Raw genomic sequence first — 14,631 nt, forward strand, 5'->3', positions numbered from 1 at the left:
TATGAAACATATCTCTTACATTATAATACTTTTTCTTTCTTTTTATTCTTGCCAGAGCAAGAGTAAGAAAGAATGTGAATTTTCTCAAGTAGGGAATATTGTTACGGAGAATCTGCAAATGATAAAGGTGGAAGTGGAAAGTTCTGATTTTGAGAACCTGGGAGACTTTCTTGAAACGGCTTCTTATATCCAACTGGCTGCCGAACCATTGCTTACTACCATACAGGAAGTGCAGATTAAAAACGAAAAGATTTATGTACAGGATAAACTTGATAGAGTTATCTGTTATGATATGCAGGGTAATGTCCTTTATAAAATAGATGCTAAAGGAAACGGCCCCGGCGAATATACAGATGTCAATACTTTTGTTGTGAATGAAATAAGCAGAGAATTGGTTGTATTTGATAACTTCAGGCAATCTCTTTTGTATTATAATGCGGATAATGGAGCATATATCAGGACACAAAAGTTGGGGAAACCCGATCCCACAGCAATGGCTTCGCTAAGAGGAGTTTACTATTATGACAATAGATACCATAATAATTATCCCAATGATGCGGATTTGCACTATTCTTTATTGATATCGAAGGATGGAACCCACATGCAGCAACGCTATTTCCCGCACGGTGAAGCAGAGTCTTCCTATCATTTTACTCCGGGGGGGCCGTTCAGTTATAATGATTCGGTTTTGTACTATTGCCGAACCTTTGACAACGTGGTTTATGAATTGAGTCCGGAGCGGGTGAATGCCTTGTATAAGATAGACTTGCCCTCCCCTTTGCCGTTTTCTAAGATAAAGGATAAAGCGAATGAGTGGGACTTGATAAAGTCGGAGTATTCCATAGGTTTGGAGAAAATCTATAGATGTGGTTCCCTTCTTTATTTTCAGTTTTCTAAAGATGGCTTCTTGCAGTTGGGACTTTATGATTTAGCTCGTAAGAAACAAATCTATTGTGGCAGGAGATTGGCAGATAAAGCGGGCAGGGCTGTTCCGGTTTTCCGATTGATAGATGGAGTATACAAAGACGGGTTCTGGGGAGTTATCACTCCTGAAACTGTTGATTATGCACTGTCAGAAGAACCTGGGAAAGACTATCCTGATATATTTCGTAACTATAATCCTGATACGGACAATCCGATTATCGCGTTCTATAATGTGATCGGTGGTCTGCATTAATTACCCATACTTGGACACCACGGATTACACAGATTACCTTCTTTGTACTTTCATTTCTTAAAGAAAATCAGTCTGCTTTAAAGATAATCTGTGATGATTCGTGTAATTCCCGCAATATCTATGGGAGTTATGTCTTTGGGTAGGCATTTATTTATCGCATTCCTTTGCTTTGAAGGCAAGGGCATACATCCGTATCTGCTTCACCATAGACAGAAGACCGTTGCTACGGGTAGGAGAGAGATGGTCTTTCAGACCTATCCGGTCGATGAAGTAGAGGTCGGCACCCAGAATCTCGTCCGGTGTGTGTCCGGAGAGCACTTTGATCAGTAGGGCGATGATGCCTTTCACGATCAGGGCGTCACTTTCGGCCTTGAAGACGATTTTCCCATCTTCTTCGTCTGCCTGTAGCCATACGCGGCTCTGGCAGCCTTCAATCAGGTTCTGCTCCGTTTTATATTTTTCGTCGAGAGGTTCCTGCTCGTTACCTAAGTCGATAAGGAGCTGGTAACGGTCCATCCAGTCGTCGAAGTCGCTGAATTCAGCGATGACTTCGTCTTGTAATTCGTTTATACTCATGATTTATAAAGCATTTTTTAGGGTTAAGGATTATGTTTGAAAGATAATGCATAATGGACTGTATATAAATGCATAACGAACTGTATATAACGGATTATGTATATAAGAGCCATGTATTTAAGAATCATGTATATAAGAACCATGTATGAGGACTTATATAAAGAATCATATATAAGGGCTTGTATAAAAAATCATATATAAAGAGTTATGCATAAAAGGTTTATCTATAGGGGACTACTTCTCCGTGTAGATGATTTGCATCACGGTCTGCCCGACCGCCTGCAAGGTGGCCTTGTCGATGGCGCCCATATCATCCTTCACGGTATGCCAGAACTCGAAGAAATCGCCTTCCTGGTTGTAAGGGATGATGTCGATGGTCGGGATTTTGGCATATTTGTTGATGAACGTGTGGTCGTCGGTTACGAAGCCTCCGCTTTTCTGTACGAAGTGGTGGCCGAAGCCTAAGGCATTGGCTGTTTTCCAGATCTTTTTGTTGATGTCGGGGGCTACTTCGTGCGACAGGCCTTCGTAGCGGAACTCTGCATCTTTGCCACCTACCATGTCCAGCAATATGCCGAAGCGGGCATTATAGCCTTGCACATGCGGGTTTCGTGCCCAATATTGCGAGCCGAGAGCCCAGTATTCTTCTTTGTGCGGACCGTTGTATTCGCGATGTGCACCGTAGTCTTCGGCATCCAGGAAGACGAGGTCGATACCCATTTCCGGTGATTGCCGTTGCAGGTGTCGGGCTATTTCCAGCAGTACACCGACGCCGCTGGCACCATCGTTGGCACCGAGGATGGGGGTGTAGTGCTTCTTGGGATCGGGATCGGCATCTGCCCACGGGCGGCTGTCCCAGTGGGAGAAGAGGACGATGCGTTTTCGGGTGTCGGGCTTGTAGGAGCCTATGATGTTGCGTGCTTTCAGCAGGGTACCGTTGTAGGCGGGGAGGTCTACATATTGGTTGGTGACTTGGGCGCCGAACCGGGCGAGTTGGTCTGCCAGATAGTTTCCACAGTCGATGTGGGCTTTCGTGTTGGGAACGCGCGGGCCGAAGTCCACTTGTGCCTTCACGTACTGATAGGCGCTGTCGGCATTGAATTGCGGGACGTTGATGACGGTTTTTTCGGTTTCTGTCTTGCCGTCGCTTGTCTTACTTGTCGTCTTGACGTTGTTGCTGCAGGCTATGAAGGCGAGCAGCATCAGACATAAGGGGATGAGCGTATAATTCTGTTTCATTTTCATTTTCTGATATCTAAATCTAATATTTAAATCTAATGTCTGTATCTATAATCTATATCTGTATCTAATGACTGTATCTATAATCTATATCTAAATCTGAGTCTGAATCAAAATCTAAATTCATATATAGATGCAAGTCTATGTCAAGGTTTGAATCGTGTAACTTAGTTTCACCTCTTTCCTACCTGTTTCCAGAGTGACTTCCGCGCCGTTGATCATGGGCAGGTTCATGGTGACGTGCCCCACCGGAAAGTCGAAGCAGACGGGGTAGGAATACTCTTTCACGAGGTCGGCAATGGCGCCGTAGAGGTCTTTTCCCAGCGAGCGGTTTTCTTCGTACTCCGTGAATTGCCCGATGATGAGGCCGGAGAGCCGCTCCAGTATGCCTCCCAGTTTCAGGTTGTAGATCATGCGCTCTACGGCATGGGGGCGTTCGCCCACGTCTTCGATGAAGAGGATGGTGCCCTCGGCGGGGATGTCGTAGGGGGTGCCGCGGAGTCCGTAGAAGACGGAGAGATTACCGCCCCGAAGGATGCCTTTGGCTGTGCCTTTACGGTTCAGCTTATGTCCCGGGCAGACGTAGCTGAAACCCTCTTTCGAGGTCTGTACGGCGTCTGCTGTTTCCGGTTGGAAGTGGCCGAACAGGATGTCTTTGAGGGCGGATGTGCAGAAGTCTTCGTCGGGTTCTACGGTCAGATGGCGTGCCATGGGGGCATGGAGTGAGGCGAAACCGTTCTGCTGGATCACGTTGTGCAGCGCTGTGATGTCGCTGAATCCGATCAGCCACTTGGGGTGCCGGCGGAAGAGCGTGAAGTCCAGTTTGTCCACCAGATGGACGGCGCCATACCCGCCGCGGCTGCATAGGATGACTTTAGCCTTTTCGTCGTCCAAGGCATTCTGCAGGTCTTCTGTCCGCTGCTTGATGCTGCCTGCGTAGGTTCCGTTTGCGCTTCCGGCATGTTTCTCCACCACGCCTTCCAGCCCCCACGACTTCAGGCGCTTCTTGGCTCCTTTCAGGAATGACTTGTCTATTTTGCTGGAAGGAGAGAGGATGATGACGCGATCTCCTTTTTCTACGTATGGCGGAAAAATAAGGCTGCTCATTGATTCTACATTTGGTGTATGGGGCAAAAGTACACATTTCCTTGCCATCATGATGCTTTTTTCGACATTTTTTCTGATATTTGCTAAAAATCTAACGTTATGGAACCCATTCGAAGTTTTGATCAACTGACCTCTCACTTGAAGTCCCTGAACAATAGGAAACGTATTGCAGTGGTCTGCGCTAACGACCCCAATACGGAGTATGCCATTGCCCGTTCGCTGGAAGAAGGAATCGCGGAATTCCTGATGATTGGCGACGCCGCTGTGTTGGAGAAATATCCTGCCTTGAAGAAGTATCCGCAATATGTGCAGACCATACATGTGGAGGATCCCGACGAGGCTGCCCGCGAAGCCGTGCGCATCGTGCGCGAGGGTGGGGCGGACATCCTGATGAAGGGCATCATCAATACCGATAACCTGCTGCGTGCCATCCTGGACAAGGAGCGTGGGCTATTGCCCCGCGGGAAGGTGTTGACGCATCTTGCCGTGATGCAGATTCCGACGTATGACAAGCTGCTCTTCTTCTCGGATGCGGCGGTGATTCCGCGTCCCACGTTGCAGCAACGCATCGAGATGATCTGGTATGCGATAGGCGCCTGCCGTAGTTTCGGCATCCTTCAGCCCCGCATCTCGCTCATCCACTGCACGGAGAAGGTCAGCGCCAAGTTCCCCCATTCGTTGGACTACGTCAACATCGTGGAACTGGCGGAAGCGGGAGAGTTCGGCGACGTGATCATCGACGGGCCGCTGGATGTGAAGACTTCCTGCGAGAAGACGAGTGGCGACATCAAGGGCATCGCTTCGCCCATCAATGGGGAGGCGGATGTGCTGATCTTTCCGAATATCGAGTCGGGGAATGCCTTCTATAAGGCGGTGTCGTTGTTCTCGCACGCCGATATGGCGGGACTGCTGCAGGGGCCCGTGTGTCCCGTAGTGCTGCCTTCGCGGAGCGACTCCGGACTGTCCAAGTACTACAGTATCGCCATGGCATGCCTCACCGCATCCGATAGGTGTGACAATCCGGTTCTTTAGATTCCGAATCTATACTTAATTCATTAATTACGTAATCCTTAAATCCTGAAATTATGCTTCTCCTTGCCATCAATCCCGGTTCCACTTCTACGAAGATTGCGGTGTACGCTGACGAGACTCCGCTTCTTGTGCGCAACATCCGCCACTCGGTGGAAGAGCTTTCTCATTTTCCGCGCATCATCGACCAGTTCGAGTTTCGCAAGAACCTTGTCCTGGAGGCTTTGGAAGAGAACGGCATCCCCTTCCGGTTCGATGCGATCGTGGGGCGGGGCGGGCTGCTGAAGCCTATCCCGGGCGGAGTGTACGAGGTGAACGATGCCATGCTGGACGACATTGCCCACGCCATGCGCAGCCATGCCTGCAATTTGGGATGCCTGATTGCCGCCGAGCTGGCGGCGTTGTTGCCCGGTTGTCGCGCTTTCATTGCCGACCCCGGGGTGGTGGACGAGTTGGATGAGGTGGCACGCATCACGGGTTCTCCCCTGATGCCGCGCATCACCATCTGGCATGCGCTGAACCAGCGTGCTATCGCCCGCCGTTATGCTGCCGAGCGCACGGCTGCCGCTCCGCAGGAGCCGCCTGTGCGCTACGAAGATTTGAACCTGATCATCTGCCATTTGGGCGGAGGCATATCCGTCGGCGCCCACAGGCACGGGCGTGCCATCGACGTGAACAATGCCCTCGACGGCGAGGGGCCTTTCTCGCCCGAACGGGCGGGGACGCTGCCTGCCGGACCCTTGATAGACCTTTGCTACTCCCGCCGCTTCCGCAAGGATGAGCTGAAGAAGCGCATCTCCGGACATGCCGGACTGGCGGCTCACTTGGGCACTACGGACATTCCTGCCATTGTTCGCTCCATAGAGGCGGACGACCGGCAGGCGGAGCTGGTGCTGGAGGCGATGATTTATCAGGTGGCGAAGAGTGTGGGTGCCGCCGCCGTTGCGCTCTACGGCGAGGTGGACGCTATCTTGCTGACGGGGGGCATCGCCCATTCCGATTACGTCATCTCGCGCCTGAAGAAGCGTGTCTCCTTCCTCGCTCCGGTGCATGTGTATCCCGGCGAGGACGAGCTGGAGGCGCTTGCGCTGAATGTCCTTGCCGCCTTGCGCGGAGAGTTGCCGGTGCAGGTCTATAGGTGAGCGGCGGGCTGCGGAAGTTGCGGGCTAAAGGAGGGGTGTAAGTATGCAACTTCACTAACGCAAGTATAACGGGGGCAAAAAACACCTGATTAACGTACGGTAACACTATCGCGCCAGTGTGTTAACGCTACGGCTCCGTTTTAACTCCAGTCATAAGGAGTGGAGGTGTACTGGAGGGACACTGGAGGGACACTGGAGGCAGAGCGAAGGCAGAACGAAGGCAGAGTGGCAAAAAAACGGCGAAATTTCGGCCGAGATATTAAGCTTATTTAACCGGTTTCCGTGAACCGGTTTTCGGGCAGTGGCCTGAAAAGGAGGGCGTCGTAGCCTGAAAGAGGACTTATCGTAACCTGAAAAAGGGCTTGTCGTAACCTGAAAAAGGACTTGCCGTAGCCTTGGGTGATACGCGCATCGGGAGCGGATTGGATGACCGGATGAAACGGGGCATTTCCGCCATGCCGCACACGTAGTCTGGCGACCCATTTATTTCTGTCTGCATCACAATCTTACGTAGTAGTCAAACTTTTTTCGGTGAAAAACCCGTTCAAAGAATTTTTTATCATATCTTTGCGATGTGTTAAGTTAATAAATTGATTAAGGTCGATTTTTGACTGTTTCGGATCGGAGAGTATGGGGGTACTTTCCGATCTTTTTTTGTAGGGATCTTTGAGCGGAAGGGAATCGGAAGGGATAAAAAAACAGATGACCGCAGAAGTGTCTTATTGAATCTGTCAACAGACAATCTGCGGTCACCCGTGTATGTAGTCAGCGCCATCTGCGTGCCATTCGGTTTCCGGCACTTCTTCTTCACCTTATATTATATGATCACGCGCGCGATACTCTATAATAAGGTATAAGCGGACGCTTGCTTCTTATCTCCGTTCCGGTCTTTCTCTTCTTTCGCCTCTTTCCGGTCTCTCAGGTCTTTCCGGTTTGGGCAGCAATACCTTGCGTGAGAGTTTGAACTTTCCGGTCTTCGGGTCGATGTCGAGCAGTTTCACTTCGATCTCGTCACCCTCCTTGATTCCGGCCTCTTCTACCGTCTCCAGACGCTTCCAGTCGATCTCCGAGATATGCAGCAGACCGTCTTTGCCCGGCAAGAACTCAACGAATGCACCGTAGGGCATGATGGAACGCACCTTGCCTTTGTACACTTCGCCCACTTCCGGCACGGCTACGATAGCCTTGATCAGGCGCATAGCATCGTCGATGCTCTTCTTGTTGGTTCCGGAGATTTCGATTCGTCCGATATTGTCCACCTCTTCGATCGTGATCGTGGCACCGGTCTCCTCCTGCATACCCTGGATGATTTTTCCGCCCGGGCCGATCACGGCACCGATGAATTCCTTCGGAATCGTCATCATCTCGATGCGCGGAGCGTGCGGTTTCAGATCCTCGCGCGGCTCTTGGATGGTCTCCAGTATCTTGTCCAGTATGTGGAGGCGTCCCTCTTTAGCCTGGTTCAGGGCACGTTCGAGGATGTCGTACGACAGACCGTCCACCTTGATATCCATCTGAGTGGCCGTGATACCGTCTCTCGTACCCGTCACCTTGAAGTCCATATCGCCCAGGTGGTCTTCATCGCCCAAGATATCGGACAATACGGCATATTTGTCTTCGCCTGCATTCTTTATCAATCCCATAGCGATACCCGACACCGGCTTCTTGATGTTCACACCCGCATCCATCAGTGCCAGCGTTCCGGCGCATACCGTAGCCATCGAAGAAGAACCGTTGGACTCGAGGATATCGGATACCACGCGCACCACGTACGGATAGTCGGCAGGAATCTGTCCCTTCAGGGCACGCCAAGCCAAGTGTCCGTGGCCGATTTCACGACGGCCTACGCCGCGTTGTGCCTTAGCCTCGCCCGTAGAGAAGGGAGGGAAGTTGTAGTGAAGCAGGAAGCGCTCCTTGTCATGTACCAGAACGTCGTCGATGATCTTCTCATCCAACTTCGTACCCAGGGTGACGGTAGACAACGACTGCGTCTCGCCACGCGTGAAGATGGCCGAGCCGTGAGGCCCCGGCAGGTAGCTGACCTCGCTCCAGATGGGGCGGATCTCGTTGGTCTTACGTCCGTCGAGGCGCTTGCCTTCGTCGAGGATGCTGCGGCGCATAGCCTCTTTTTCCACGTCGTGATAGTAACGGTCTATCAGCGGCGCCTTCTCTTCCAGCTCCTCTTCGCTGAATTGAGCCTTGAACTCTTCGCGGATAGCCTCGAAAGCGGCAATGCGTTCGTGCTTGTTGTTGTTTCCGGAAGCGGCGATGGCGTATGCCTTCTCATAGCAGGCATCGTGTACGGCCTGGCGCAACTCCTCGTCGTTCACCTCGTGGCAGTATTTGCGCTTCACGGTCGAGCCTACCTCTTCGGCAAGCTCCATCTGCGCCTTACATTGCACCTTGATAGCCTCGTGGGCAGCCTTCATGGCGTTCAGCAGGTCGAGCTCGGACACCTCGTCCATTTCGCCCTCCACCATCATGATGTTCTCGTACGTGGCTCCTACCATAAGGTCCATATCCGCTTTTTCCAGTTGCTCGAAGGTCGGGTTGATGACGAACTCTCCGTCGATGCGCGCTACGCGTACCTCCGATATCGGTCCGTTGAAGGGAATGTCTGAAACAGCGAGAGCCGCAGAAGCAGCAAGCCCGGCCAGCGCGTCCGGCATGTCTACGCCGTCGGCAGAGAAGAGGATGATATTTACGTATACCTCAGCATGGTAATTGTCGGGGAAGAGGGGGCGGAGAGCACGGTCTACGAGGCGGCAAGTGAGGATCTCATAATCCGAAGCGCGTCCTTCACGCTTGGTGAAACCTCCGGGAAAACGTCCGAATGCGGAGAATTTTTCTTTGTACTCTACCTGTAGCGGCATGAAATCTGTTCCGGGAACTGCGTCCTTGGCGGCACAAACAGTAGCTAAGAGCATGGTGTTGCCCATGCGAAGCATTACAGAACCGTCTGCCTGTTTTGCCAGCTTTCCCGTTTCGAGCGTGATGGTTCTGCCATCAGGAAGCTCGATCGTCTTAACAATTGGGTTAATCATAAAATCTTTTATCTATATTTTCTTTCAAAATTCCCGCAAAGATAGCGATTTATTCATGTAATCAGGTGGGTATGAGCTAAAAATGTTGCAAAATGACCGTTTTTTTGGGTTTTCGAGCGGAAGATACTTCGAAAATGCTTTGACTAAACTTGAAAAGAACTATATTTGCACGTTCTTTCAAAGAGAAATATAAGACGTTAAAATATGAAGAAGATCTGTTTTATTGCACTCGCCGCCTTGGCATTGAGTGCTTGCAATTCTGAACCGAAATTCAAAGTAGAGGGTGAAGTGTCCGGTGCCGACGGCAAAATGCTCTATCTGGAAACCGCCGCTTTGGAAGGTATCGTGCCGCTGGACTCTGTCAAATTGAAAGGGGACGGCTCTTTCAGTTTCCGGCAAACCCGTCCGGAGACTCCCGAGTTCTACCGCCTGCGCGTAGAAGACAAGGTAGTGAATCTGGCAGTAGACTCTACGGAAACCATCGGAGTGAAAGCCTCGTATGCCGATTTCGCCACTTCCTACACGGTGGAAGGCTCGGCGAATAGCACCAAGATTAAGGAACTGACCCTGATGCAGGCGCAGTTGCAGGCAAAAGTGAACGCGCTGATTAAGAAAATGCAGGCCCACCAGATAGCCGCCGATGTCTTCGATGAAGAACTGGCCACGCTGATGAAAGACTATAAAGATGAGGTAAAGGCAAAATACATCTTCGCCGCTCCTACCGAGACCGCCGCTTATTTCGCCCTGTTTCAGAAGCTGAACAACTACCTTATCTTCGATCCGCTGAACAACAAGGACGATATCAAGTGCTTTGCGGCAGTGGCAACCAGTCTGAACAATCTCTATCCGCATGCCGACCGTTCCAAAAACCTGTATAACATCGTGATAAAGGGCATGAAGAACACCCGTACGCCCCAGCAGAAAGTGCTGGAGATACCGAAGGAAGTCGTATCGGAGACTGGTATCATCGACATCAGCCTTCGCGACATGAAGGGTAACACCCATAAGCTGAGCGAGCTGAAGGGAAAAGTCGTATTGCTGGACTTCACCATCTATCAGAGCGCCGCTTCCGCCCCCCACAATTTCCTGTTGAACGACCTCTATACCAAGTATAAAGACCAAGGTCTCGTCATCTATCAGATTTCGCTGGATGCTGACGAGCATTTCTGGAAGACGACCGCCGACAACCTGCCTTGGATTTGCGTGCGTGATGCCAGTGGAATTTATTCGAGTGTAGCCGCCATGTACAATGTACAAGCGGTACCTTCACTCTTCCTGATCAACCGCAATAGCGAACTGAGTGCACGCGGAGAGACGATAAAGGATCTGGATGCTGCGGTGAAAGCGTTGCTGTAGTGTATTCAAGGAGTCGGTCCTGCAAAACAACGCGATTGTCCGGTAACTCCTTCATAAATATCCTTTTAAAATGTAAATATGTTACATAGCAGTAATTTTTTGCTTGACACGCATTGATTAAAAGGTTATCTTTGCAAAGAAATTTAAAAGAGGGTTCCAGCATGCTGACCATGTTGGAATTCTTTTTTGTTATATAATATCATTTAGAAACTTAAAAAGGAGGAAAAAACTATGGCTTATATGTCAGAAGAAGGCTACAAGAAATTGTTGGCCGAACTGAAAGAACTGGAAACGGTAGAGCGTCCTAAGATTTCGGCAGCAATAGCCGAGGCGCGCGACAAAGGCGATTTGTCGGAGAATGCAGAGTACGATGCAGCCAAAGAGGCTCAGGGATTGCTCGAGATGAAGATCAACAAGCTGAAAATGGTGATCGGCGATGCCAAGATCATCGACGAATCCAAGCTGAAGACAGATACCGTGCAGATATTGAATAAGGTGGAACTGAAGAACGTGAAGAATGGGATGAAGATGACCTACACCATTGTTTCGGAAAGTGAAGCCAATCTGAAGGAAGGAAAAATCTCAGTCAACACTCCTATTGCGCAAGGACTTCTTGGCAAGAAGGTAGGTGACATTGCTGAGATCAAAGTGCCTCAGGGCATGATCAACCTTGAAGTAGTGAACATATCATTTTAATGTAAGGGCAGGTTCGCATGCGGGCTTGCCTTATTTTATATATAGGTTATTTTTCTATATAATAGAAAGTTGTTTTTGTATATAATAGAAAGCTATGGCAACAATATTCAGTAGAATTATCGCAGGTGAGATACCGTGCTACAAGGTGGCAGAGGATGATAAGTTCTTTGCATTTCTGGACATCAATCCGTTGGTGAAAGGTCATACGTTGGTCGTTCCCAAACAGGAAGTGGATTATATCTTTGATTTGAGTGACGAAGACCTGGCAGCCATGCATGTTTTTGCCAAAAAGGTGGCACGTGCTATTGAGAAGGCTTTCCCCTGCAAGAAAGTGGGCGAAGCTGTGATTGGTCTGGAAGTGCCTCATGCACACATTCATTTGATTCCAATACAGAAAGAGTCGGACATGTTGTTCTCCAATCCGAAACTTAAGCTTTCTGCCGAAGAGTTTAAAGCTGTTGCCGAAGCGATTCAGGCTTCACTCTGAAATTAACATTCTTCCTTTTAAATGATAGCAGGGAGTGATTCAGTCCTCCCAATGCATAAAAATTCCCGTCACAAATGAATGTTCGTGACGGGAATTTTATCTTTTTAAGAAGTTATCAGTAACCGTTAGAGTTTATACAGAATTAAGAAACAGGGTGATTGAGAATCAGCGTCTTTTCTCTTTCCGTGTTTCTCTCTTATCGTGTTTCTCTTTTTTCATGTTTCCCTCTTCTCATTTCTTTAGATATAGTCTTCTCCCAACTTGATCTGCGCATCGTTTACATACTTGCGTATGGCATGTTCTTCGTCTTTCTTGCAGATCAGCAGCACATTGTCCGATTCGGCAATGAGATACCCTTCCAGTCCATCGATGACCGCCAGCTTGTTTTGTGGCAGAACAACAATGTTATCCTTGCTGTTGTACAGCAGCGACTGGCATTTCAGAGTGACATTGTCCGTTTCGTCTTTCGGAGACAAGTCGTACAGCGAGCCCCATGTGCCCAAGTCCGACCATCCGAAGTCTCCCAATGAGACGTATACATTGTCTGCTTTTTCCATGATGCCGAAGTCAACGGAGACGTTGGGGCAGGCGGGGAAGTTTTCATCCATGAAGACTTTCTCGGAGGCGGTGCCATATACGTCTTTGCCCGGTGCCAGTTTGGAGGCGAGTTCGGGTAACAGTGTCTCTATGGACTTGATGATGGAATTTACGTTCCACATGAACAAGCCCGAGTTCCAGTAGAACTCTTCGCTTTCTACGAACACCTTTGCCAGTTCCAGTTCAGGCTTTTCGGTGAAGGTCTTCACTTTATAGAAGTTGTCTCCGATTTGTTCGGCTATCTGTATGTAGCCATAGCCTGTTTCGGGGCGGTTGGGTTTGATTCCGAGGGTGAGTAACTTTTCCGACTGGGCGACGAATGCCAAACCTTTTTCGATGGTATCAAGAAATTCGCCTTCTTTCAGAATCAGGTGATCCGACGGTGCGACGACAATGTTGGCATTAGGGTTCAATGCACGGATGTGATAAGCAGCCCATGCGATGCACGGAGCGGTATTTCTGCGGGTAGGTTCCAGCAATATTTGTTCGGGTTTCAGTTCGGGTAGTTGCTCTTTCACGAGGTCGGCATACATGTCGTTTGTAACGATAAGTATGTTTTCAGTAGGAATAACTTTGTTGAAGCGGTCGAAAGTTTGTTGCAGCAACGACCTTCCTGTGCCGAAGAAGTCCAGGAATTGTTTAGGAAGTGTTTTGCGGCTGAAAGGCCAGAAGCGGCTGCCGATCCCACCTCCCATGATAACGCAAAAATTATTCTTGTTTGTTGTCATATAGTTTGTTTTTAAAGTTTCTGCTAATGTACGTTATATTTTGGAAACAAAGAATGTTTGGCATAAGTTTTATAAGATTTTTCTCCTTTTTTTGGAAAATGTATTGCAGGTTTAGAAAAAAGCTGTATCTTTGCAACGCAATTGAGAAATCAAGCATGCCCAGATGGCGGAATCGGTAGACGCGCTGGTCTCAAACACCAGTGGATTCACTTCCATCCCGGTTCGACCCCGGGTCTGGGTACGAATAAACCCTGATAATCGCTTGATTATCAGGGTTTTCTACTTTCATAGGGCGTACTAAATGTGTACTGAATGACGAATACAAAGAAAAGGTGTACTTTTATAGTTTTTCTCCCTGCGTCTTTATGATTTCTTAACTATTACCTTATCTTTTCTTCCTTATTATTGCCGATGTTTTCGGGAAAAGTGAGATTCTTACCTTATATTTGTAGTAAGAACGTTTAAAGGCACACGATTATGGAAAATCATATAGAAACCAATTTCAGAGAAATACAGAAGATATTAGATAGTTGTATAGCGCATGACTATAAAACTAAAGTAGATGCACTATTTTTAAAACGTGAATATTTGACGCAAGCTCAGCTAAAGGATTATTTGCGGCAAGAAATTTTCCGTGTGACTGAAAATATTGTAGCCATCCAACAAAAATACCGTGTCGTGCGTAACATTGTATTGGATATGGATATTCCCGATTTTTTGTGGGAAAGCGGTTATTTTGAGGACTTGAATTCTTATGAAAGAAAAAAGTATATCGGTTTCCGCTGCTCTGATTTTGATATGGACGCATATTTGCATGAACCGTCCTGTTATGATGGGCGGCTTCCCTATTTGTCTATTATCGTTAATCTTGTCGTGCTTTCCAAGTATTTGCGCTATCTGCAAGAACAGGAAAGCAATTACCATACAGATGCGGTTGCCATCCAAGAGCAAGCCTTGCCAAAAGAGAAAGAGGAAAGTGCAGATACTAATCCAACCAAGATTGTGGGCAAAAGCAATCCTTTCAAGTCCACGTTGAAAGCCAATGAAATCAAACTTCTGACCGACTGTGTGAATGAAGCGAATATGTTTACTACTACCGTCAGTGCCAAAATACTTACCGATTTTTTCAACTGCAAACTGAATGGGGTATTGAAAGTTAATAATACCCGTCTGTTAGCCTATCTTATGATGCAACTTAGCTGTTATAATTACATCGTTTATGAATGGCAGTCTGTCATAGCAAACAATAAGCTGATATTGAAGAAGATAAAAGGTGAACCGCTTACACGTACTGACCTGTCGAGTGCGACAGACCAAGCGAAAAACATCTATCCGAAAGGATATGAACTATAATAAGAAAATTGAATACGGTTAACGATAATTAGCATAATCATGCAGGTTAGTAACTATTCAGCGAGAACAAAGGATACGAAGAATTAGCCCGTCAGTTTAG

General features: G+C 48.4%; 12 protein-coding genes and 1 tRNA gene. 8 read left to right on the forward strand and 5 right to left on the reverse strand.

The window, feature by feature from the left end:
• Window positions 1-118: 118 nt before the first annotated feature.
• Window positions 119-1,177 carry a 6-bladed beta-propeller gene (locus QZ323_RS00735; protein ID WP_294631984.1) on the forward strand — a complete coding sequence of 353 codons (1,059 nt, stop codon included), beginning with the start codon at window positions 119-121 and terminating at the stop codon, window positions 1,175-1,177.
• 147 nt (window positions 1,178-1,324) lie between these two features.
• Here the strand turns inward: QZ323_RS00735 and QZ323_RS00740 are convergent, their stop codons facing one another.
• From QZ323_RS00740 to QZ323_RS00750, 3 genes are all read right to left on the reverse strand, one after another.
• Entirely contained in the window at window positions 1,325-1,753 is a 429-nt protein-coding gene (locus tag QZ323_RS00740; RefSeq protein ID WP_294631986.1) for a SufE family protein, read from the reverse strand.
• 234 nt (window positions 1,754-1,987) lie between these two features.
• Entirely contained in the window at window positions 1,988-2,992 is a 1,005-nt protein-coding gene (locus QZ323_RS00745) for a M28 family peptidase (protein ID WP_294631987.1), read from the reverse strand.
• A 141-nt stretch (window positions 2,993-3,133) separates the two neighbouring features.
• Complete coding sequence (locus tag QZ323_RS00750; RefSeq protein ID WP_294631989.1) at window positions 3,134-4,099, reverse strand: LD-carboxypeptidase; 966 nt, start codon at window positions 4,097-4,099, stop codon at window positions 3,134-3,136.
• Between the two features lie 99 nt (window positions 4,100-4,198).
• Between QZ323_RS00750 and QZ323_RS00755 the strand changes: the two genes are divergently transcribed.
• Window positions 4,199-5,131, forward strand: a complete 933-nt coding sequence (locus QZ323_RS00755) for a phosphate acyltransferase (protein WP_294631991.1) — start codon at window positions 4,199-4,201, stop codon at window positions 5,129-5,131.
• 53 nt (window positions 5,132-5,184) lie between these two features.
• The gene (buk, locus tag QZ323_RS00760; RefSeq protein ID WP_294631993.1) at window positions 5,185-6,270 is read left to right on the forward strand and encodes a butyrate kinase; all 1,086 of its coding nucleotides are present in this window, start codon (window positions 5,185-5,187) and stop codon (window positions 6,268-6,270) included.
• An 872-nt stretch (window positions 6,271-7,142) separates the two neighbouring features.
• On the opposite strand, the gene pnp is transcribed toward buk, so the two are convergent.
• Window positions 7,143-9,314, reverse strand: a complete 2,172-nt coding sequence (pnp, locus tag QZ323_RS00765) for a polyribonucleotide nucleotidyltransferase (protein ID WP_294631995.1) — start codon at window positions 9,312-9,314, stop codon at window positions 7,143-7,145.
• A gap of 204 nt (window positions 9,315-9,518) precedes the next feature.
• Here pnp and QZ323_RS00770 point away from each other — a divergent pair, with 204 nt between their 5' ends.
• The 3 genes from QZ323_RS00770 to QZ323_RS00780 all read left to right on the forward strand — a co-directional run bounded on the left by QZ323_RS00770 (window position 9,519) and on the right by QZ323_RS00780 (window position 11,853).
• A complete protein-coding gene (locus QZ323_RS00770) occupies window positions 9,519-10,670 on the forward strand; it encodes a TlpA disulfide reductase family protein (protein WP_294631997.1) in 1,152 nt (383 codons plus the stop codon).
• Between the two features lie 231 nt (window positions 10,671-10,901).
• Window positions 10,902-11,366, forward strand: a complete 465-nt coding sequence (greA, locus tag QZ323_RS00775) for a transcription elongation factor GreA (protein WP_294631999.1) — start codon at window positions 10,902-10,904, stop codon at window positions 11,364-11,366.
• Between the two features lie 94 nt (window positions 11,367-11,460).
• A complete protein-coding gene (locus tag QZ323_RS00780) occupies window positions 11,461-11,853 on the forward strand; it encodes an HIT family protein (protein ID WP_294632000.1) in 393 nt (130 codons plus the stop codon).
• Window positions 11,854-12,092: 239 nt separating this feature from the next.
• Here the strand turns inward: QZ323_RS00780 and QZ323_RS00785 are convergent, their stop codons facing one another.
• Complete coding sequence (locus tag QZ323_RS00785; protein WP_294632002.1) at window positions 12,093-13,178, reverse strand: mannose-1-phosphate guanylyltransferase; 1,086 nt, start codon at window positions 13,176-13,178, stop codon at window positions 12,093-12,095.
• Window positions 13,179-13,335: 157 nt separating this feature from the next.
• Between QZ323_RS00785 and QZ323_RS00790 the strand changes: the two genes are divergently transcribed.
• Together QZ323_RS00790 and QZ323_RS00795 are read left to right on the forward strand one after the other, a co-directional pair.
• Window positions 13,336-13,419, forward strand: a tRNA-Leu gene (locus tag QZ323_RS00790).
• Between the two features lie 236 nt (window positions 13,420-13,655).
• Window positions 13,656-14,531, forward strand: coding sequence for a hypothetical protein (locus tag QZ323_RS00795; RefSeq protein WP_294632004.1), 876 nt, complete (start codon window positions 13,656-13,658; stop codon window positions 14,529-14,531).
• The last annotated feature ends 100 nt before the right edge of the window (window positions 14,532-14,631 follow it).

The sequence above is a fragment of the uncultured Bacteroides sp. genome (genome assembly GCF_910585845.1).
In the GTDB taxonomy this organism is placed as follows: Bacteria; Bacteroidota; Bacteroidia; order Bacteroidales; family Bacteroidaceae; genus Bacteroides.